The sequence below is a fragment of the Streptomyces sp. NPDC031225 genome (assembly GCF_055570355.1).
The window spans coordinates 125,093-145,559 of the sequence record NZ_JBVIHJ010000012.1; the positions used below are offsets into that span (position 1 = coordinate 125,093).

Consider the following 20,467-nt stretch of genomic DNA (forward strand, 5'->3'; position numbering starts at 1 on the left):
GACACCCCGACTGGGCACCGCCCCCCGACTCCCCTACCGTTCTCCCATGACCGGTATCGGCCCCGTCGAGCCCGTCAACTCACCGCAGACGGGGGACGACCACGACGTCATCGGCGTCGACGAACCACGCCTGACGGACCGTTGGACCACGTGGTGGAACAACCTGCCCCCCAGGGCCCGCAGAACCGCCCTGGGGACGGCCGCGCTCACCCTGCTCACCGCCGGCATCCTCCTCCCCCGCGCCCTGCCCGACGACCACCCCGCGCCACCGGACACCCCCGTCCCCTGGCCCGCCAACGTCACCGCCTGGCGCTACCTCGGACCCGCCGGGCTCCCCCGAAGCCCCGGCACACACCCCACCAGCGGACGGTTCCGGTTCGCCGTCGACGTCCGCAGCGGACCACCCGTCACCCTCCGGGTCACCGGAGCCGCCTTCACCGGACTCACCGCCCACGCCCTGCCCGCGGACTTCACCGTGCACGCCGGCACGACACGCCGGGTCACCGTGGAGATATCGGTTTCCGACTGCTCCGGCCTGCCCCTGAACGCCGACCTACTCTTCCTTGACGTAACGCTGCGTAACGCGCGCGCAATACAACACCATAGTTTCATCTTCGGCAGCGCGTACTCCCGCGACCTTTCCGGGCTCCTGCGCAGCGCCTGCAGCCCTATCGCCACGCCACAAGCGCCACGGCCAAGCGGAAGTGCAGGTTCTCAAAATGCGGACCGAACGGAAAATCCGCCAAAACGGCTGAGAGCCCCCTTCGCGGAAGCCCACCATCCACCACGTCATAACAAGAAAGTCACAAGCCCGCGCACAGCGATGCCCCTGCCTGCAAACCGGGCTTAGAGTCACGGCCAGTCACCGCTCCATCGGGAGTTCGGTACCAGCGCGGCACAAACCGTACCCACGAGGACGGACGTGCCTGCGGAGAGGACTGATTGTGCGACGTTCTTTGGTGATTCTGACCTCCGTCATGGCGACGGGGGCTCTGACGCTCACCGCCTGCGGCTCCCGAGACGACAAGGGCGACAGCAGCGACAACGGGAGCAACACCACCCTCACCATCGGCGTGGACGCCCCGCTGTCCGGCGAGAACTCCACCACGGGTCTCGGCATCCAGTACGGCGCCCAGATCGCCGTCGACGACGCCAACAAGGCCAAGCTCGTCCCCGGCGTCACCTTCAAGCTGAAGGCCTACGACGACAAGGCGCAGCCGGCCACCGGCCAGTCCAACGCCACCGCGATCACCGGTGACAAGACCGCCGTCGGCGCCGTCGGCCCGCTGAACTCCGGCGTGGCCCAGACGATGCAGCAGGTGTTCGCCTCGGCCAACATGGTCGAGATCTCCCCCTCGAACACCAACCCCGCCCTGACCCAGGGCAAGAACTGGCAGACGGACAAGAAGCGTCCCTACAAGACGTACTTCCGCACCGCCACCACCGACGAGCTGCAGGGCAGCTTCGCCGCCGACTACGCGTACAACGGCCTCAAGAAGAAGAAGGTCTTCGTCGTCGACGACAAGCAGACCTACGGCGCCGGCCTCGCCAAGATCTTCAACGAGCAGTTCAAGAAGCTCGGCGGCGCCGTGGTCGGCACCGACCACGTCAACACCGGCGACAAGGACTACGGCTCCCTCGTCACCAAGATCAAGACCTCCGGTGCCGACCTCCTCTACTACGGCGGCCAGTACGACGAGTCCGCCCTCATCACCAAGCAGATGAAGGACGGCGGAGTCAAGATCCCGCTCTTCGGCGGCGACGGCATGTTCGCCTCCACCTACATCGAGGCCGGCGGCACCGAGACCGAAGGCGACCTCGCCACCGCGGTCGGCGTCCCCGCCGACACCCTGCCCGCCGCCAAGACCTTCATCGAGACCTACAAGTCCAAGGGCTACAAGGGTGACTACGGCGCCTACGGCGCGTACTCCTACGACGCCACCACCGCCATCATCAAGGCCGTGAAGGCCGCCGTCGACGCCAACGGCGGCAAGGTCCCCACCGACATCAACGCCCTGCGCTCCTCCGTCGTCGACGGCGTCCAGAAGTCCGACTTCGAGGGCATCTCCGGCAAGGTCTCCTTCGACCAGTACGGCGACACCACCAACAAGCAGCTCACCGTCTACCAGGTCACCAAGGGTGCGTGGAAGGCTGTGAAGACCGGCACCGCCGACCTCGGCTAGTCCGGCCCCACAGCAGAACCAGCACCACCACGGGCCGCGCGGAAGGGGACCCCGACCGCGCGGCCCTTGCCACACCCCACCCCTGCACACCACCAGTGCACACGACCACCAGCGACAATGGAGGCCACGCGGTGAACACCCTGCCGCAGCAGCTGGCCAACGGGCTGCTTCTGGGCTCGATGTACGGGCTGATCGCCATCGGCTACACGATGGTGTACGGCATCGTCCAGCTCATCAACTTCGCGCACGGCGAGATCTTCATGACCGGGGCCTTCGGCGCCTTCACGGTCTACTTCTACATCCTCCCCGACGGCATCTCCATGGCCGTCGCCGTCCCCCTGATGCTCGTCGGAGGCGGCCTCGTCGCCGTCCTCATGGCGGTCGGAGCGGAACGGTTCGCCTACCGGCCCCTGCGCGGAGCACCACGGCTCGCACCACTCATCACCGCGATCGGCCTCTCCCTGGCCCTCCAGGAAGTCGTCCGCAACTTCTACCCCGGCGCCGACCGCGCCGTCGCCTTCCCCGGCCTCGACAACACCCACGACATCGGCTCCGTCACCATCAAGGACGCCGACATCTTCCTCGTCGTCGCCGCCGTCGTCTGCATGTCCGGCCTCGCCTTCTTCGTCCGCAAGTCCCGCACCGGCCGCGCCATGCAGGCCACCGCACAGGACCCGGACACCGCACAGCTCATGGGCATCGACACCAACCGCATCATCGTCATCGCCTTCGCCATCGGCGGCTTCTTCGCCGCCGTCGCCGCCGTCGCCTACGGCCTCAAGTACGGCAGCATCGACTACCGCATGGGCTTCCTGATGGGCCTCAAGGCCTTCACCGCAGCCGTCCTCGGCGGCATCGGCAACATCTACGGCGCCATGCTCGGCGGCCTCGTCCTCGGCGTCGCCGAGACCCTCGCCTCCGCCTACATCGACGGCATCCCAGGCATGGACAAACTCGGCGGACAGAGCTGGGCCAACGTCTGGGCCTTCGCGCTCCTCATCATCGTTCTCCTCGTCAGGCCACAAGGCCTGCTCGGCGAACGCGTCGCGGACAGGGCGTGATCACCATGACCGACACCACCACTCGCCGCCTGATCCCGCTGCCCCTCACGGCCGCCCGCGCACTCCTCCTCGCCGGAGGCATCGCCACCGCCGCCTCCGCCTTCCTCGCCTGGACCTGGACCAGCGAGTTCCCCGGCGACCTCACCGTCACCGGCTACCCCGGCGGCCTCCAATGGCTGACCCTCATCGCCGGCCTCCTCACCACCCTCTTCACCCTCGCCTCCTACGGCACCCCAGGACTCCGCGGACTCATCCCCGCCCGCAACAACGCCCCCCTGGTCCTCACCGCCATCGGCGCCTTCGGCGTCACCTGGTACACGATCATCTCGATCGCCGCAGAACTCGGCGGACTCACCAACCTCGAACCCGGCGGCTGGATCGCGGCCATCGCCTCCCTCCTGCCCGTCATCGGCGCCCTCGCCCTCCCCGAGCGCGACACCGCCAACACCGACGCACTCCTCAAGGCCTACATCGCCAAGCCCGACGGCATCCCCGCCGCCCCGCCCCTCAGCCCCTGGGTGGAACGCGCGCTCATCACCGTCGCCACGATCATCGGCCTCGCCGTCTTCACCTACGGCATCGACACCGAGTACGGCGAACTCTTCGTCGGCTACCTCATCGTCGTCGTCTTCGCCGTCTGGGCCCTGCACACCGCAGGCCTCATGGACCGCTTCTCCGCACTCGTCGCCCGCAACCGCAGCTTCACGCTCGCCATGGGCTTCGCCGCCGCGATCGCGTTCCCCTTCACCCAGACCGACGACCACTATGCCAACATCGGCGTCAACATCCTGATCTTCGGCACCGTAGCCCTCGGCCTCAACATCGTCGTCGGCCTCGCCGGACTCCTCGACCTCGGATACGTCGCCTTCCTCGGCGTCGGCGCCTACACCGCCGCCCTCGTCTCCGGTTCCGAGTTCTCCCGCTTCTCCGGCGTCCACTTCCCCTTCTGGCTCGCCGCCATCACCGGCGCCGCCGCATCCCTCCTCTTCGGCGTCCTCATCGGCGCCCCCACCCTGCGACTGCGCGGCGACTACCTCGCCATCGTCACCCTCGGCTTCGGAGAGATCTTCCGCATCGCCGTCAACAACATGGACGGCGAATCCGGCCCCGACATCACCAACGGACCCAACGGCATCCCCGCCATCCCCGACCTCAACCTCCTCGGGTTCGACCTCGGCAAAGCCCACGACATCGGCGGCTTCACCCTCGGCCGCTTCGCCAACTACTACCTGCTGATGGTCCTCATCATGGCCATCGTCGTCCTCGTCTACACCCGCGCCGCCGACTCCCGCATCGGCCGCTCCTGGATCGCCATCCGCGAAGACGAAACCGCCGCCACCGCCATGGGCATCAACGGCTTCCGCGTCAAACTCATCGCCTTCGCCCTCGGCGCCTCCCTCGCCGGCCTCGCCGGCACCGTCAGCGCCCACGTCACCTACAGCGTCGTCCCCACCCCCTACCAGTTCGCCGGCTCCACACCTCCGAACTCGGCGTTCCTCCTCGCCGCAGTCGTCCTCGGCGGCATGGGCACGGTCGCAGGCCCGATCCTCGGCGCGGCACTCCTCTACCTGCTCCCGGAAAAGCTCGTCTTCCTCCAGGACAAGTCACTGCTCGCCTTCGGCATCGCCCTCATCCTGCTGATGCGCTTCCGCCCCGAAGGCATCATCGCCAACCGCCGCCGCCAACTCGAATTCCACGAGACCGGCCAACTCGACGTACCCGACACCACCACACTGACCGGCCAACCAGCCACCGTGACCAAGGCGGGGGCATGAGCACAATGACGACACAGACCACACCCGTACTCGAAGCCCGCAACGTCACCATGCGCTTCGGCGGCCTCACCGCCGTCCGCTCCGTCGACTTCACCGTCAACGCAGGCGAAATCGTCGGCCTCATCGGACCCAACGGCGCCGGCAAGACCACCTTCTTCAACTGCCTCACCGGCCTGTACGTCCCCACCGAGGGCACAGTGTCGTACAAGGGCACCGTGCTCCCCCCGAAGCCCCACCTGGTCACCCAGGCCGGCATCGCCCGCACCTTCCAGAACATCCGCCTCTTCGCCAACATGACCGTCCTGGAAAACGTCCTCGTCGGCCGCCACACCCGCACCAAGGAAGGCCTCTGGTCAGCCCTCCTCCGCGGCCCCGGCTTCAAGAAGGCAGAAAAGGCCAGCGAAGAACGCGCCATGGAACTCCTGGAGTTCATCGGCCTGGAGGCCAAGCGCGACCACCTCGCCCGCAACCTCCCCTACGGCGAACAGCGCAAGCTGGAGATCGCACGCGCCCTGGCCTCCGAGCCGGGCCTGCTCCTCCTCGACGAGCCGACCGCCGGCATGAACCCCCAGGAGACCCGAGCCACCGAAGAGCTCGTCTTCGCCATCCGGGACAAGGGCATCGCCGTCCTCCTCATCGAGCACGACATGCGCTTCGTCTTCAACCTCAGCGACCGCGTCGCCGTCCTCGTCCAGGGCGAAAAACTCGTCGAAGGCACCTCCGAGGTCGTCCAGGCCGACGAACGCGTCATCGCCGCCTACCTCGGCGAACCCTTCGAAGGCGACCCCGGCGCAGCCGAAGCCGCCGAAGTCGAGGCAGCCGAAGCACAGAGCACCACCGGCACCAAGGGAGAAGGCCAGTGACCGCACTCCTCGAAGTCGAGGACCTCCGCGTCTCCTACGGCAAGATCGAAGCCGTCAAAGGCATCTCCTTCAGCGTCGAAGCCGGCCAGGTCGTCACCCTCATCGGCACCAACGGCGCCGGCAAGACCACCACCCTCAGGACCCTCTCCGGCCTGCTGAAGCCCACCTCCGGGAAGATCCTCTTCGACGGGAAACCCCTCAACGGCGTCCCCGCCCACAAGATCGTCTCCTTCGGGCTCGCCCACTCCCCCGAAGGCCGGCACATCTTCCCCCGCCTCACCATCTTCGAAAACCTCCAACTCGGAGCCTTCCTCAGAAAAGACAAAGAAGGCATCGAAAAGGACATCCAGCGCGCCTACGACCTCTTCCCCATCCTCGGAGAACGCCGCACCCAAGCCGCAGGCACCCTCTCCGGCGGCGAACAACAAATGCTCGCCATGGGCCGCGCACTCATGTCCCAGCCCAAACTGCTCATGCTCGACGAACCCTCCATGGGCCTCTCCCCGATCATGATGCAGAAGATCATGGCGACCATCGTCGAACTCAAATCCCAGGGCACGACGATCCTCCTCGTCGAACAGAACGCCCAAGCAGCCCTCTCACTCGCCGACCAAGGCCACGTCATGGAAATCGGCACCATCGCCCTCTCCGGCACCGGACAGGACCTCCTCCACGACGAATCCGTACGCAAGGCCTACCTCGGCGAAGACTGACCGCCCCCACCCGGGCATACGACGAGGCCCGCGCCCCCGATTCTCCGGGGGGCGCGGGCCTCGTCGTACGACCGGCCGCCGTCAGCCCTTGTTCGCCTTCTTCTCGTCCGCATCCAGAATGACCGCCTCAGCAACCTGCTGCATCGACATACGCCGATCCATCGACGTCTTCTGAATCCACCGGAACGCGGCCGGCTCCGTCAGCCCGTACGACGTCTGCAAAATCGACTTCGCCCGGTCCACCAGCTTCCGCGTCTCCAGACGCAGGGTGAGGTCCGCGACCTCGTTCTCCAGCTCCCTCAACTCCGTGAACCGGGAAACAGCCATCTCGATCGCCGGCACGACATCACTCTTACTGAACGGCTTCACCAGATACGCCATCGCACCGGCATCACGAGCCCGCTCCACAAGATCCCGCTGCGAGAACGCCGTCAGCATCAGCACCGGCGCGATCCGCTCCTCGGCGATCTTCTCCGCGGCGGAGATCCCGTCCAGCTTGGGCATCTTCACATCGAGGATGACAAGATCCGGCTTGTGCTCACGGGCGAGCTCCACAGCCCGCTCACCGTCACCGGCCTCACCTACGACGCTGTAGCCCTCCTCCTCCAGCATCTCCTTGAGATCGAGACGAATCAGCGCCTCGTCCTCGGCAATGACGACACGGGTCGTCAGCGGAGGCACGTGCGACTTGTCGTCGTCGGGCGCGTCTACGGGCTGGGGCGACTCGGGGGCGGTCACGGGGGCTCCTTGTTACGGGCCGGGCAGGTACTGCTGCTTATGCAGCCTACCTAGAGGCGGACAGCGACGGTGACCCGGTATGCTTCCGATCAGCCAGTCTTGCCGGGTTGGTGGAATGGCATACACGGATGTCTCAAACACATCTGCCCGAGAGGGCTTGCGGGTTCGAGTCCCGCACCCGGCACTGCTTGATCTGGAAGCGGATGTCCACGTTCTCGTGAACATCCGCTTTTTGCTGCGTGTCGCCGCGATCATCCTCGCAGAGTGTCGGCATGGAACAGCACAGCCCTTCGATTCGCGCCCAGGCTGTCGCACTGATGCGTCAGGGCGTCCCCAACCGGACAGTCGCGGAGCGCCTCAACATCCCGCGCGGAACCATCGGCTGGTGGCGCAGCGAAGACCGCAAGGCACGGGGTGAGACTTACGAGCAGCCAACAGACTGCCCTCGATGTACGGGGTGCTCGTTCGATGAGACGGCGTATGCCTACCTGCTCGGCCTATACCTCGGGGACGGCCACATCGTCTCGAAGCCGAAGCAGCACCACTTGTCCGTCTTCTGCAACGCGACACAGACTGGCCTGATTGCTGCCGCTGAAGACGCCATGCGCAGAGTGATGCCGCTGCCCAGCGTCAAGCAGCGCCACAAGCTGGGCTGCGTCGAGGTGAAGTCGTACACCAGGCACTGGACCTGCATGTTCCCCCAGCACGGCCCAGGCAAGAAACACGATCGCCTCATCGCCCTCGAACCCTGGCAGCAAGCAATCGTCGACGCGCATCCCTGGGAGTTCATCCGCGGCCTCATCCATTCGGACGGGTGCCGCACCACCAACTGGACGACTCGACTCGTCGCGGGTGAGCGCAAGCGCTACGAGTACCCCCGGTACTTCTTCACCAACGTGTCCGACGACATTCGGAGGCTCTTCACCGACACCCTCGAACAGCTTGGCATCGACTGGACGCACTGCACCCGGCACGGCAACCCGTACAACATCTCCATCGCCCGCAAAGCCTCAGTCGCCCTGATGGACGCCCACGTAGGCCCCAAGCACTGACTACTCGGGGCTGTCGTCCTCACCGATGTGGTGCACCCGGACCAGGTTCGTCGAGCCGGAGACCCCGGGTGGGGAGCCGGCCGTGATCACGACCACGTCGCCCTTCTCGCAGCGGCCGTACTTCAGGAGCAGTTCGTCGACCTGGTCGATCATCGCGTCCGTGGAGTCGACGTGTGGGCCGAGGAACGTCTCCACTCCCCAGGTCAGGCTGAGCTGGGAGCGGGTGGCCGGTTCCGGGGTGAAGGCCAGGAGGGGGATCGGGGAGCGGTAGCGGGAGAGTCGTCGGGCGGTGTCGCCCGATTGGGTGAAGGCGACCAGGAACTTGGCGCCGAGGAAGTCGCCCATCTCCGCTGCCGCCCGGGCGACCGCCCCGCCCTGGGTGCGCGGTTTGTTGTGTTCGGTCAGTGGGGGCAGCCCTTTCGCGAGGATGTCTTCCTCCGCCGCTTCCACGATCTTCGCCATGGTTCGAACCGTTTCGACGGCGTGCTTGCCCACGCTTGTCTCGCCGGAGAGCATCACCGCGTCCGTGCCGTCGATGACCGCGTTGGCGACGTCCGAGGCCTCGGCCCTGGTCGGACGGGAGTTGTCGATCATCGAGTCGAGCATCTGTGTGGCGACGATCACGGGCTTGGCGTTCCGTTTCGCGAGTTTGATCGCGCGTTTTTGGACGAGGGGGACCTGTTCCAGCGGCATTTCCACGCCCAGGTCGCCGCGGGCCACCATGATCCCGTCGAAGGCGGCGACGATGTCGTCGAGCGCCTCGACGGCCTGCGGTTTCTCGACCTTGGCGATGACGGGGAGCCGTCGGCCCGTCTCGTCCATGATGCGGTGGACGTTCTCGATGTCGCGGCCGCTGCGGACGAAGGAGAGGGCGATGGCGTCGAAGCCTGTGCGCAGGGCCCAGCGGAGGTCGTCCTCGTCCTTCGGGGAGAGGGTGGGGACGGAGACGGAGACGCCTGGGAGGTTGAGGCCTTTGTGGTCGGAGATGATGCCGCCTTCGACGACCGTGGTGTGGACGCGGGGGCCGTCGACGGAGGTGACCTCCAGGCAGACCTTGCCGTCGTCGACGAGGATGTGTTCGCCGATACTGACGTCCTCGGCGAGTCCGCCGTACGTCGTCCCGCAGGACCGTTGGTCGCCTTCTGCGCCCTCTTCCACCGTGATGGTGAAGGTGTCGCCGTGTTCGAGGAGTACGGGGCCTTCGGTGAAGTGGCCGAGGCGGATCTTCGGGCCTTGTAGGTCGGCGAGGAGGCCGACGCTGTGGCCGGTTTCGTCGGAGGCCTTGCGGACGTGGTGGTAGCGCTCCTCGTGTTCGGCGTGGGTGCCGTGGCTGAGGTTGAAGCGGGCTACGTCCATTCCGGCGTCGATAAGGGCTTTGATCTGGTCGTACGTGTGGGTGGCGGGGCCCAGGGTGCAGACGATCTTTGCGCGGCGCATGGTGTGAGCCTAGGCCTTACCGATGGGTAGGGAATTGGGTAGGTATGGCGGCTCAACAACCTTTGGGTGAAGGGTTGTTGACAAGGGTTGAAGTGTGCGCGGGGGTGCTCTGATGAGCGTTTCGAGTGCAAAGCGGAGCGGCTTCAGAGGCTTGGTGGTGCCATGGTGAAGCGGGCGTTGACGTGGGCGTGGACGTGTTGTCGTTGGGGTTCGAGGTCGAGGGGGGCGGCTCCGGTGTCGGTGGCGGTCTGGGCGTCGAAGGCCATGGAGCGGGAGCGGCTGGCTTTGCCGACGAATCGGGGTTCGGGGTCTTCGGCGCCGATGTCGGCGAGTTCGAGGAGGGCGGCGAGCGAGGTGCCCAGGGCTTCCGCGTATTCCTTGGCTCGTTGGACTGCTTCTCGTACCGCTTGCCGGCGGGCGTCCCGGTAGGCGGGTGATGTGGGGCGGAGGGCCCACCAGGGGCCGTCGACGCGGGTGAGGTCGAGGTCGGCGAGTTTGGTGGTGAGTTCGCCGAGGGCTGTGAAGTCGGTGAGTTCGGCGGTGATGTGGACGCGGCCGTGGTAGGCGTGGATGCGTTCGCCGCGGCCGTGTTCCTTGAGTTCGGGTGTGACGGAGAAGGAGCCGGTTTCGAGGCGTTCGACGGCGTCGCCGTAGGTTTTGACGAGGTCGAGGGCGGTGGTGTTGCGGTGGGTGAGGTCGTCGAGGGCGGTGCGGCGGTCTTTGCCGCGGGAGGCGACGGTGATGCCGATGCGGGCGATTTCGGGGTCGACTTCGAGGTGGGCTTCGCCGCGGACTGCGATGCGGGGGGCGTCGGGGGTGCCGTAGGGCACGGAGTCGGTGGCCATAACGACCCACTGTGTCAGTTGTTGGCCGGTTACCGCCCGGGGTTGTCGCGGGTTGGGTCATCAGATCGAAACCTGTGGGGGGTGTTGCGGTTCATGGTGACCGGGTCAGAATCTACGCGCGTCGTTGACCGTTCCCCGAGGAGATGCAGAGATGCCGTTGAACCGCAGGAAGTTCCTGGAGAAGTCCGCCGTGACCGGGGCGGGGGTCGCGTTGGCGGGGGCCGTGGGGGCTCCGGCGGCGCAGGCCGCGGAGGCGGGGAAGGGGCACAAGCCGGTGAAGCGGTATTCGCTGACGGTGATGGGCACCACCGACCTGCACGGCCACGTTTTCAACTGGGACTATTTCAAGAATGCGGAGTACAAGGATTCCGCGGGGAACGCGCAGGGTCTGTCGCGGATCTCGACGCTGGTGAATCAGGTCCGTGCGGAGAAGGGGCGTCGTAACACGCTGCTGCTGGATGCGGGCGACACGATTCAGGGCACGCCGTTGACGTACTACTACGCGAAGGTCGACCCGATCACCGCGAAGGGTGGTCCGGTGCATCCGATGGCGGCGGCGATGAACGCGATCGGGTACGACGCGGTGGCGTTGGGCAACCACGAGTTCAACTACGGCATCGAGACGTTGCGGAAGTTCGAGGAGCAGTGCGACTTCCCGCTGTTGGGTGCGAATGCGCTGGACGCGAAGACGCTGAAGCCGGCTTTTCCGCCGTACTTCGTCAAGGAGTTCTGTGTGAAGGGCGCGCCGCCGGTGAAGGTGGCGGTGCTGGGGCTGACGAATCCGGGTATCGCGATCTGGGACAAGGCTTATGTGCAGGGGAAGTTGACGTTTCCGGGTCTTGAGGAGCAGGCGGCGAAGTGGGTGCCGAGGCTGCGGTCGATGGGTGCGGACGTGGTGATCGTGTCGGCGCATTCGGGTTCGTCGGGGACGTCTTCGTACGGTGATCAGTTGCCGTATGTGGAGAATTCGGCGGCGTTGGTGGCGCAGCAGGTGCCGGGGATCGACGCGATTCTGGTGGGGCATGCGCATGTGGAGATCCCGGAGTTGAGGGTCACGAACTCGAAGACCGGGAAGACGGTGGTGTTGTCGGAGCCGTTGGCGTATGCGGAGCGGTTGTCGCTGTTCGACTTCGAGCTGGTTTTGGAGAAGGGCCGCTGGTCGGTCGAGTCCGTGTCGTCGAAGGTGCTGAACTCGAATTCGGTGGCCGACGACCCGAAGATCACCAAGTTGCTGAAGGCCGATCACGATGTCGTCGTGCAGTACGTGAACCAGGTCGTCGGTACGGCGACTGAGACGTTGACGACGGTCGAGGCGCGGTACAAGGACGCCCCGATCATCGACCTGATCACGAAGGTGCAGGAGGACGTGGTCAGGGCGGCGCTGGCGTCGACGGAGTACGCGTCGCTGCCGGTCATCGCGCAGGCGTCGCCGTTCTCGCGTACGTCGGAGATTCCGGCCGGGAAGGTGACGATCCGGGACCTGTCGAGTCTGTACGTGTATGACAACACGCTGGTGGCGAAGCTGATGACGGGTGCGCAGATCAAGGCGTACCTGGAGTATTCGGCGGAGTATTTCGTGCAGACGGCTGCGGGTGCGGTGGTCGACGTGGAGAAGTTGACGAACGCGGGCAACCGTCCGGACTACAACTACGACTACGTGTCGGGGCTTTCGTACGACATCGACATCGCGCAGGCGGCGGGTTCGCGGATCAGGAACCTGACGTACAACGGTGCCGTGTTGGCCGATGGGGAGAAGTTCGTGTTCGCGGTGAACAACTACCGTGCGAACGGTGGTGGGGCGTTTCCGCATGTGGCGTCCGCGACCGAGGTGTGGTCGGAGTCGACGGAGATCCGTACGCGGATCGCGGAGTGGGTGACCGCGAAGGGTGTGCTGGATCCGAAGGACTTCGCGTCGGTGGACTGGAGGCTGACGCGGGACGGTACGCCGGTGTTCTAGGGTTCGGGTCCTTCTGGAGGGCCTGATGGGTTGTGTCCATGGCGTCGGCGAGGGGTTTCGCGCCGGCGCCTTTGGCATGCATGTGGGGCTTATCGTCCCTCGACGAGGGGGGTGAGTGTGTGGGGTGTGCGGGCGGGTGGGATCAGGGGGCGGGGTTCGAGGCCGAAGGTGGTGAAGGCGGTGCGGGTGGGGAGGGGGTAGGGCTCCTTGCCGGTGAGGGTGTTGAGGATGGTCGCGCTGCGCCAGGCGGCGAGGCCGAGGTCGGGGGTGCCGACGCCGTGGGTGTGGCGTTCGGCGTTCTGGACGTGGATGTGGCAGTCGGCGCCGCTGACGGAGGGGTCGAGGACGAGGCGGAACTGTTCGTCGACACGGGGGCGTTCGCGGCTGTCGCGGCGCATGTAGGGGTCGAGTCCGGCGAGGATGCGGTCGAGGGGGCGTTCGCGGTGGCCGGTGGCGAGGACGACGGCGTCGGTGGTGAGCCGGGAGCGGGTGTTCTGCTGGGTGTGTTCCAGGTGGAGTTCGATTTTCGTGGTGGCGATGCGGCCTGCGGTGCGGACGCGGACGCCGGGGGTGAGGACGGTGTCGGGCCAGCCGCCGTGGAGGGTGCGGCGGTAGAGCTCGTCGTGGATGGCGGCGATGGTGTCGGCGTCGATGCCCCGGTGGAGTTGCCACTGGGTGGTGCCGAGGCGGTCGCGGGTGCTTTCGGACAGGGCGTGGAAGTAGCGGGTGTAGTCGGGGGTGAAGTGTTCGAGGCCGAGCTTGGAGTACTCCATGGGTGCGAAGGCTTCGGTGCGGCCGAGCCAGTGGAGTCTTTCGCGGCCGGTGGGGCGGTTTTTGAGCAGGTCGAGGAAGACTTCGGCGCCCGACTGGCCTGAGCCGATGACGGTGACGTGGTCGGCGGTGAGGAGGGTGTGGCGGTGTTCGAGGTAGTCGGTGGCGTGGATGACGGGGACGCCGGGCGCTTCGACGAGGGGTTTGAGGGGCTCGGGTACGTAGGGTTCGGTGCCGATGCCGACGACGATGTTCTTGGTGTAGGTGCGGCCCAGTGCCTCGGCTTCGCCGTTGTCGTCGAGTTGGGTGAAGTCGACTTCGAAGACGTCGCGTTCGGGGTTGAAGCGGACGGCGTCGACCTGGTGGCTGAAGTGCAGTCCGGGGAGGTTCTCGGCGACCCAGCGGCAGTAGGCGTCGTATTCGGCGCGCTGGATGTGGAAGCGCTCGGCGAAGTAGAAGGGGAAGAGGCGTTCGCGGGTCTTGAGGTAGTTGAGGAACGTCCAGTGGCTGGTGGGGTCGGCGAGGGTGACCAGGTCGGCGAGGAACGGGACTTGGATGGTGGCGCCGTCGATGAGCAGGCCGGGGTGCCAGTCGAAGGTGGGGCGTTGTTCGTAGAAGACGGCGTCGAGTGTGGTGAGGGGCTGGGCGAGGGCGGCGAGGGAGAGGTTGAAGGGGCCGATGCCGATGCCGACGAGGTCGCGGGGTGCGTCGGGTTCGTGGTGTGGGGGGTGGGGGTTCATCGGGGTGTGGTTCCTTCCACGATGGTCAGGAGTCCGGCGAGGTCGGCCGGCCGGGTGGTGGGGTTGAGGAGGGTGGCCTTGAGCCAGAGCCGGTTCGCCGCGCGGGCTCGGCCGAGGACGGCGCGGCCGTCGGTGAGGAGTTTTCGGCGTACGGCGGCTACGGCGTCGTCGGTGGCGCCTGCGGGGCGGAACAGGACCGTGCTGATGGTGGGGGGTTCGTGGAGTTCGAAGCCGGGGTGGTCGTGGACGAGCTGCGCGAACTGCCGTGCTCGCTCGCAGACTTGGTCGACCAGAGCGCCGAGTCCTGTTCGTCCCAGGGTTTTCAGCGTTACGGCGATCTTGAGGATGTCGGGGCGGCGGGTGGTGCGCAGGGAACGGCCGAGGAGGTCGGGGAGGCCGGCCTCGGTGTCGTCGTCGGCGTTGAGGTAGTCGGCGTGCTGGTTCAGGGCGGCGAGGTCGTCGCTGTCGCGGACGGCGAGGAGGCCTGCGGCGACGGGTTGCCAGCCGAGTTTGTGGAGGTCGAGGGTGACGGTGTCGGCGACGCTCAGGCCGGTGAGCTTGGCTCTGTGCCGTTCGCTGAAGAGGAGCCCTCCGCCGTAGGCCGCGTCGATGTGCAGGCGGGCGCCGCGCTGTGCGCACCAGTCGGCGATCTCGGGCAGGGGGTCGATGAGGCCGGCGTCGGTGGTGCCCGCGGTGGCGGCGATGAGCAGCGGTCCGGGCGGGGTTGTGTCGAGGGCTGCGGGGTCGAGGGTGCCGTGGGGGGTTCTGACGATCAGCGGTTCGGGCAGGCCCAGGAGCCAGGCGGACCTGGGGAGGGAGTGATGGGCGTTCTCGCCGCAGACCAGGCGGACGTCCGAGCCCAGGGTCTCTCTGGCCAGGAGGAGGGCGAGTTGGTTTGATTCCGTGCCGCCGGTAGTGATCAAGGCGTCGGGCCGGTGGGGGCTGGTCGCGCAGTTCCCCGCGCCCCTGAGTCGGTCTGTGTAGACCTCGTTTGCCAGTGCTCGGGTTACCTGGGCCTCCAGCTCTGACGCCGCCGGCGCCTGGTCCCAGGAGTCGAGAGAAGGGTTCAGCACTGACGCGGCCAAGTCCGCCGCTGCGGCTACCGCAAGGGGCGGGCAGTGCAGGTGAGCCGCGCAGAAAGGGTCCGCCGGGTCCGCCGCGCCTGCCGCCAAGGCGCGTACCAGCTGCCGTAGGGCCTCCGGGTCGCCCTCGTCCGGGAGTACGTCCCCCACTGCGGCCCGCAACCGTTCCGCCACCTCCGAGGGGCCCTCGGCCGGAAGTGGCCCGCCCCTCAGTCGCGCGCCCTCTCCCAGCGCGTCCAGGACCGTGTCGAGCAACGGGCGCAGGGCGTGGGGGCCTTCGGGGCCCGAGGCCAGGGGCGGCGTGTGCATCGTCGACCTCCGGGGGCGCTGGGGGCTTCCAGCTTGGACGCGGTCCGCGTGCGCGCGCCCGGAGAGTCAACGATCCTGACCCGAAAGGGGGTACTCCCGTACGGGGAAAATCAGATCTACGCCTGCCGCACCCGCAGGGCCCTCGCCAGGTCGTCGAGCTGGTCGGTGAGTTTGCGGCGCAGGGCAGGGATGAGGTCGGCGTCGCGCAGGCAGGTCTCGCCGAGGGCGAGGTTGTCGGCGTCGATGGCGTGGTCGGGGAACGCCCAGCGGCCGGCGGCGTCGGCGATGGCGGGGCCCCGGCGGGTGGCGAGGGCGACGGCGTCGTCGTAGTAGCGGGGTACGTACTGCTGGACGAGTTCGCTCTGTTCGGGTTGCCAGAAGCCCTGGGCGGTGGCGGTGAACAGGTAGTTGGAGAGGTCGTCGTGGGTGAACATCGCTTCCCAGGCGCGTGACTTGGCCTCTTCGGTGGGGAGGGCGGCGCGGCAGCGGGCGGCGCCTTCCTGGCCGGTGGCGGAGGGGTCGCGGTCCAGTTCGGCGGTGATGGCGGCTTCGTCGGTGGCGCCGAGGACGGCGAGGCGGGCGAGGACGCGCCAGCGGAGTTCGGGGTCGAGTTCGGGGCCGCCGGGGACGGTGCCGTCGGCGAGCCAGGCGGCGATGGTGTCGGGGTGGGCGGCGACGTTGATGTGGTGGCGGACGGCGATGAGGCGCAGGCCGGGGTTGTCGCCGTCCTCGGTGCGGCGGATGAGGTCGCGGCACAGGGAGGAGAGGGTGGCGAGGGCGGCGGGGCGCTGGTCGGGGGTGACGTAGCGGTCGGTGACGTAGGTGGAGGCGAAGGCGAGGACGCCCTGGACGAGGGCGAGGTCGGTCTCGTGCGGGAGGTGGGCGCGGGCCGCTTCCAGGTAGGCGGTGGGGGCGAGTTCGCCGTCGCGGACGGCGTCGCGCAGGGCGTTCCAGACGACGGCGCGGGTCAGGGGTGAGGGCAGGCCGGAGAGGCATTCGGTGACGGTTTTGAAGGACTCGGTGTCGAAGCGGACCTTGGTGTAGGTGAGGTCGCTGTCGTTGAGGAGCAGCAGTGCGGGGCGTTTGCCGATGGGGAGGGGGGTGTGGTGCGGGACGTCGAGGTCGAGGCGTTCGCGCAGGACCAGGTGGCGGCCCTGGTCGGTGACGTCCTGGTCGTAGAGGCCGACGGCGATGCGGTGGGGGCGGCTGCCCTTGTGTTCGACCTGGAGGGTGTAGGTGCCTTCCTCGCCGCGGGTGACGGTCGGGCGGAGGGTGTCGACGCCGGTGGTGCTGAGCCAGGCGTCGGCCCAGGCGTGGACGTCGCGTTCGGTGGCGGAGGCGAGGGAGTCGATGAAGTCGGCGAGGGCTGCGTTGGCGAACTTGTGGCGGGCGAAGTGGGTGTTGATGCCGGCGAGGAAGTCCTTCTCGCCGAGCCAGTGGACCAACTGCCGTAGGGCGGAGGCGCCCTTGGCGTAGGAGATGCCGTCGAAGTTGAGGAGTGCCGAGGCGGTGTCGTCGACGTTCTTGGGGGCGACGGGGTGGGTGGAGGGGCGTTGGTCGGCGTCGTAGCCCCAGGCCTTGCGGACGACGCCGAAGTCGGTCCAGGTGTCGGTGAAGCGGGTGGCTTCGGTGAGGGTCTGGTAGCCCATGTACTCGGCGAAGGACTCGTTGAGCCAGATGTCGTCCCACCAGCGCAGGGTGACGAGGTCGCCGAACCACATGTGGGCCATTTCGTGGGCGATGACCATGGCGCGGGTCTGGCGTTCGGTGTCGGTGACGGCGGAGCGGTAGACGAACTCGTCGCGGAAGGTGACGAGTCCGGGGTTCTCCATGGCGCCGGCGTTGAACTCGGGGACGAACGCCTGGTCGTAGGAGTCGAAGGGGTAGGGCTCCTCGAACTTCTCGTGGTAGCGGTCGTAGCACTGCTTGGTGATCTCGAAGAGTTCGTCGGCGTCGGGGTCGAGGTAGGGCGCGAGGGAGCGGCGGCAGTGGATGCCGAAGGGCAGGCCGCGGTGTTCGGTGTGCACGGAGTGCCAGGGGCCGGCGGCGACGGCGACGAGGTAGGTGGAGATCAAGGGGGTGGGGGCGGCCTGCCAGTTGCCGTCGCCGAGGTCGGTGGTGATGCCGTTGGCGAGGACGGTCCAGTTCTCGGGGGCCTTGACCGACAGGTCGAAGACGGCCTTGAGGTCGGGCTGGTCGAAGGCGGCGAAGACGCGTTGGACGTCGTCCATGAAGAGCTGGGTGTAGACGTAGCTCTCGCCGTCGGTGGGGTCGGTGAAGCGGTGCATGCCCTCGCCGGTGCGGGAGTACCGCATGACGGCGTCGATGCGCAGTTCGTGCTCGCCGGCGGCCAGTCCCTTGAGGGGGAGACGGTTCTCGTGGAGGGTCTCCGGGTCGAGGGGGTGGCCGTCGAGGGTGGCCTCGCGCAGTTCGGCCGGCTTCAGTTCGACAAATGTGTCCGCCTCCGCGCGCGCGGTGAACCGGACGACGGTGCGGGACTCGAAGGTCTCGTCGCCGGTGCTGAGGTCGAGCGCGATGGTGTAGTGGTGAACGTCGAGGAGCTTGGCTCGGGTCTGCGCTTCGTCGCGCGTCAGTACGGACATGCAGGACATGCTGCCTGATGGCAGGGTCAACTCACAGAGGCGGATCGGTACACGCCTTATGTCCGGTCCTGTTCGAGCTCCCCGGTGTGCGCTCCCTGTCCGCGCTGCACGGGGACGCGGGCGTCCGGGTGGGGCAGGGCGGGGCCCTGGCCGCTGTCGACGCCGGTGTGGTCCTGGGCCTTGTTGTCGTCGGGGTGGTCCTTGACCAGGGCGCGCAGTTCGCGCACTTCCTGGGTGAGGGCGAGGTGGCGCCGGTGGGCGTCGTAGAGGTAGCGGACCTTGGTGCGCAGGGCCCAGGGGTCGATGGGTTTCATCACGAGGTCGGCGACGCCGAGTCCGAAGGCGGCGGAGGTCAGTTCGTGGTCGGGGCCGAAGCCGGTGAGGAGGATGACGGGGATGTGCTGGGTCTGTTCCAGGCGCCGCATGTAGCGGACCACGTCGAGGCCGCTGACGCCGGGCATGCGCACGTCGAGGAGGAGGAGGCCGACCTGCCCGCGCAGTACCTGCTTGAGGGCTTCGTCGCCGCTGGTGGCCCGGCCGAGCTGGTAGCCCAGCGGGGCCAGGGCGCTCTCCAGGGCGTAGAGCGTGTCCTCGTGGTCGTCGACGATGAGGATCTTGGCATCCGACGGCATGGCCCACGTCCCTCCCTCGCGGACAGTCAGCGTACGCCCGCGTGCTGACGCGGAGTGCTCGTTGGCTGACAAGGAGTGCACGGGGCAGCATGCCGTGTGCGGACCGCCGTGTCACGTCCCCGGGGTGGAGGCCGAGGTCAGCCGGTGGACGGGGTCGGGTCGTTCACGGTGTCCTCGGCGATGCGCTCATGGTGTCTGATCACCTCGGCGATGATGAAATTCAGGAACTTCTCAGCGAAGGCCGGGTCGAGTCGGGCGTTCTCGGCCAGGGTGCGCAGCCGCTCGATCTGGCGGGCCTCGCGGGCCGGGTCGGCGGGCGGGAGCTGGTGGCGGGCCTTGAGGTGGCCGACCTGCTGGGTGGCCTTGAAGCGTTCGGCGAGCATGTGGACGACGGCCGCGTCGATGTTGTCGATGCTGTCCCGCAGCCGGGCGAGCTCCTCGCGGACGGCGGGGTCGACGGCACCGGTCGCGTTGTTGCTGGTGGTCATGGGCGACAACCCTACGGGCCCGGGATCACCTGACCGTCGGCGGATCGTCCGGGTCGGGGACCGGGGTTGCTTCAGCCGCCGGGACGGTCCGGCTCTCCCGGGCGCGGAGAGGGACCGGGACCGGGCGGCCCTCCTGGCGCGGAAAGGGACGGCGGTCCTGGGCACGGATGCGACGGCAAGCATGCGGCCCTCCCGGGCACGGATGCGGACGCCGACCATGCGGCCTCCCGGGCGCGGAAACGGACCAGGGCCCTCCCCACCCGGCGGGCGAACGGCACGGCACGGCACGGCACACGGGATCACCTGATCGTCGGCGGATCGTCCGGGTCGGGGACCCGGTTGCTCCAGCCGCCGGGGACCGCGCGGCCCTCCTGGGCGCGGAAGCGGATCGGGGCCATGCCGACGCGGCGGGTGAACAGGCGGGAGAAGTAGGCGGGGTCGTCGTAGCCGACGCGGCGGGCGACGGAGGCGACGGGGAGTTCGGTGGCGGCGAGGAGTTCCTTGGCGCGGCCCAGGCGGATGCCGAGGAGGTAGTCCTTGGGGCTGCAGCCGGCGCCGCGGCGGACGGCGGTGCGCAGTTCGGCGAGGGTCATGCCGTGCCGGGTGGCGTGGTCGGCGACCGACATGGCCTTGAAGGCGTCGCGGGCGAGGGACTTGAGGACGGGGTCGCCGTCGGGTGCGAGGTCGGCGCGGGCGCGGCGCAGGGTGACCAGCAGTTCGTGGACGGCGGCGCCGGTCTCCACTTCAAGGACGGGGTTGTCGCGGCGGGCGGCCCGCACGATGCGGGCGATGACCGCGCGGGGGCCGGTGGCGTCGGAGAGGGGGACGACGGGGCGGTCCGGTTCGATGTAGCCGAGTTCGGTGTATGTGGTGGTCGCGGGTCCGGTGAAGCCGACGAATCCCTCGTCCCAGCCGGTCTCCGGGTCGGGTGCGTAGCGGTGCGGGACTCCGGGTGTGAGCCACAGCAGGGCGGGCGCGGTGACCGTCGTGCGCCGGCCGTCGGGGGTCTCGTACCAGCCGGTGCCGGTGCTGATGACGACGGCGACGTGGCTGTCGAGGGTGCGGGGGCCGACGGTGGGCAGTGCGCCGTGCTGGAGGCCGACGCCGAGGCAGACCAGGCCCAGGCGGTGGTGGACGGGGCTGGGGGTGAGGAACCGCATCCAGGTGTGGTACATCGCGCTCCTTGCATGCGCTTCGGTCCAAGCAGCGCTGATCTTT

Annotated in this window: 18 protein-coding genes and 1 tRNA gene; 9 read left to right on the plus strand and 10 right to left on the minus strand. The window is 67.9% G+C overall.

What is annotated here, in order from left to right:
* The first annotated feature begins 46 nt into the window (after nt 1-46).
* From ACZ48Z_RS21585 to ACZ48Z_RS21610, 6 genes are all read left to right on the plus strand, one after another.
* Nucleotides 47-850 (plus strand): hypothetical protein, encoded by an 804-nt coding sequence (locus ACZ48Z_RS21585; protein WP_468737474.1) that lies wholly within the window; start codon nt 47-49, stop codon nt 848-850.
* A gap of 106 nt (nt 851-956) precedes the next feature.
* The gene (locus ACZ48Z_RS21590; protein ID WP_468737613.1) at nt 957-2,183 is read left to right on the plus strand and encodes a branched-chain amino acid ABC transporter substrate-binding protein; all 1,227 of its coding nucleotides are present in this window, start codon (nt 957-959) and stop codon (nt 2,181-2,183) included.
* A 131-nt stretch (nt 2,184-2,314) separates the two neighbouring features.
* Nucleotides 2,315-3,244: a branched-chain amino acid ABC transporter permease gene (locus ACZ48Z_RS21595; protein WP_468737475.1), complete on the plus strand. Its 930-nt coding sequence runs from the start codon at nt 2,315-2,317 to the stop codon at nt 3,242-3,244.
* 5 nt (nt 3,245-3,249) lie between these two features.
* Nucleotides 3,250-5,019, plus strand: a complete 1,770-nt coding sequence (locus ACZ48Z_RS21600; RefSeq protein WP_468737476.1) for a branched-chain amino acid ABC transporter permease — start codon at nt 3,250-3,252, stop codon at nt 5,017-5,019.
* A 5-nt stretch (nt 5,020-5,024) separates the two neighbouring features.
* Nucleotides 5,025-5,882 (plus strand): ABC transporter ATP-binding protein, encoded by an 858-nt coding sequence (locus ACZ48Z_RS21605; RefSeq protein WP_468737614.1) that lies wholly within the window; start codon nt 5,025-5,027, stop codon nt 5,880-5,882.
* Nucleotides 5,879-6,595 carry an ABC transporter ATP-binding protein gene (locus tag ACZ48Z_RS21610; RefSeq protein ID WP_468737477.1) on the plus strand — a complete coding sequence of 239 codons (717 nt, stop codon included), beginning with the start codon at nt 5,879-5,881 and terminating at the stop codon, nt 6,593-6,595. Before ACZ48Z_RS21605 ends, ACZ48Z_RS21610 begins: the two co-directional genes overlap by 4 nt.
* A gap of 81 nt (nt 6,596-6,676) precedes the next feature.
* On the opposite strand, the gene ACZ48Z_RS21615 is transcribed toward ACZ48Z_RS21610, so the two are convergent.
* Nucleotides 6,677-7,333 carry an ANTAR domain-containing response regulator gene (locus ACZ48Z_RS21615; RefSeq protein ID WP_468737478.1) on the minus strand — a complete coding sequence of 219 codons (657 nt, stop codon included), beginning with the start codon at nt 7,331-7,333 and terminating at the stop codon, nt 6,677-6,679.
* Between the two features lie 101 nt (nt 7,334-7,434).
* Here ACZ48Z_RS21615 and ACZ48Z_RS21620 point away from each other — a divergent pair.
* Nucleotides 7,435-7,517, plus strand: a tRNA-Leu gene (locus tag ACZ48Z_RS21620).
* An 88-nt stretch (nt 7,518-7,605) separates the two neighbouring features.
* Nucleotides 7,606-8,385, plus strand: a complete 780-nt coding sequence (locus tag ACZ48Z_RS21625; RefSeq protein ID WP_468737479.1) for a helix-turn-helix domain-containing protein — start codon at nt 7,606-7,608, stop codon at nt 8,383-8,385.
* On the opposite strand, the gene pyk is transcribed toward ACZ48Z_RS21625, so the two are convergent.
* From pyk to ACZ48Z_RS21640, 3 genes are all read right to left on the minus strand, one after another.
* On the minus strand, nt 8,386-9,822 hold the full coding sequence (gene pyk / locus ACZ48Z_RS21630; protein ID WP_468737480.1) for a pyruvate kinase: 1,437 nt from the start codon (nt 9,820-9,822) through the stop codon (nt 8,386-8,388). It lies immediately after the preceding gene.
* Between the two features lie 143 nt (nt 9,823-9,965).
* The gene (locus ACZ48Z_RS21635; protein ID WP_468737481.1) at nt 9,966-10,667 is read right to left on the minus strand and encodes an SIMPL domain-containing protein; all 702 of its coding nucleotides are present in this window, start codon (nt 10,665-10,667) and stop codon (nt 9,966-9,968) included.
* A gap of 105 nt (nt 10,668-10,772) precedes the next feature.
* Nucleotides 10,773-10,973, minus strand: a complete 201-nt coding sequence (locus ACZ48Z_RS21640; RefSeq protein WP_468737619.1) for a hypothetical protein — start codon at nt 10,971-10,973, stop codon at nt 10,773-10,775.
* Here ACZ48Z_RS21640 and ACZ48Z_RS21645 point away from each other — a divergent pair.
* Nucleotides 10,879-12,624 carry a bifunctional metallophosphatase/5'-nucleotidase gene (locus ACZ48Z_RS21645; protein ID WP_468737615.1) on the plus strand — a complete coding sequence of 582 codons (1,746 nt, stop codon included), beginning with the start codon at nt 10,879-10,881 and terminating at the stop codon, nt 12,622-12,624. The genes ACZ48Z_RS21640 and ACZ48Z_RS21645 overlap by 95 nt on opposite strands.
* Before the next feature lie 89 nt (nt 12,625-12,713).
* Here ACZ48Z_RS21645 and ACZ48Z_RS21650 read toward each other — a convergent pair whose 3' ends face one another.
* From ACZ48Z_RS21650 to ACZ48Z_RS21675, 6 genes are all read right to left on the minus strand, one after another.
* Nucleotides 12,714-14,135, minus strand: coding sequence for a lysine N(6)-hydroxylase/L-ornithine N(5)-oxygenase family protein (locus ACZ48Z_RS21650; protein ID WP_468737482.1), 1,422 nt, complete (start codon nt 14,133-14,135; stop codon nt 12,714-12,716).
* A complete protein-coding gene (locus tag ACZ48Z_RS21655) occupies nt 14,132-15,526 on the minus strand; it encodes a pyridoxal phosphate-dependent decarboxylase family protein (protein ID WP_468737483.1) in 1,395 nt (464 codons plus the stop codon). The genes ACZ48Z_RS21650 and ACZ48Z_RS21655 overlap by 4 nt, the downstream gene beginning before the upstream one ends.
* Nucleotides 15,527-15,642: 116 nt before the next feature.
* On the minus strand, nt 15,643-18,129 hold the full coding sequence (gene pepN, locus ACZ48Z_RS21660; protein ID WP_468737484.1) for an aminopeptidase N: 2,487 nt from the start codon (nt 18,127-18,129) through the stop codon (nt 15,643-15,645).
* A 56-nt stretch (nt 18,130-18,185) separates the two neighbouring features.
* Entirely contained in the window at nt 18,186-18,761 is a 576-nt protein-coding gene (locus tag ACZ48Z_RS21665) for a response regulator (protein WP_468737485.1), read from the minus strand.
* A 137-nt stretch (nt 18,762-18,898) separates the two neighbouring features.
* Nucleotides 18,899-19,249, minus strand: coding sequence for a chorismate mutase (locus ACZ48Z_RS21670; protein WP_468737486.1), 351 nt, complete (start codon nt 19,247-19,249; stop codon nt 18,899-18,901).
* A 299-nt stretch (nt 19,250-19,548) separates the two neighbouring features.
* The gene (locus ACZ48Z_RS21675) at nt 19,549-20,424 is read right to left on the minus strand and encodes a helix-turn-helix domain-containing protein (protein WP_468737487.1); all 876 of its coding nucleotides are present in this window, start codon (nt 20,422-20,424) and stop codon (nt 19,549-19,551) included.
* Nucleotides 20,425-20,467 lie beyond the last annotated feature (43 nt).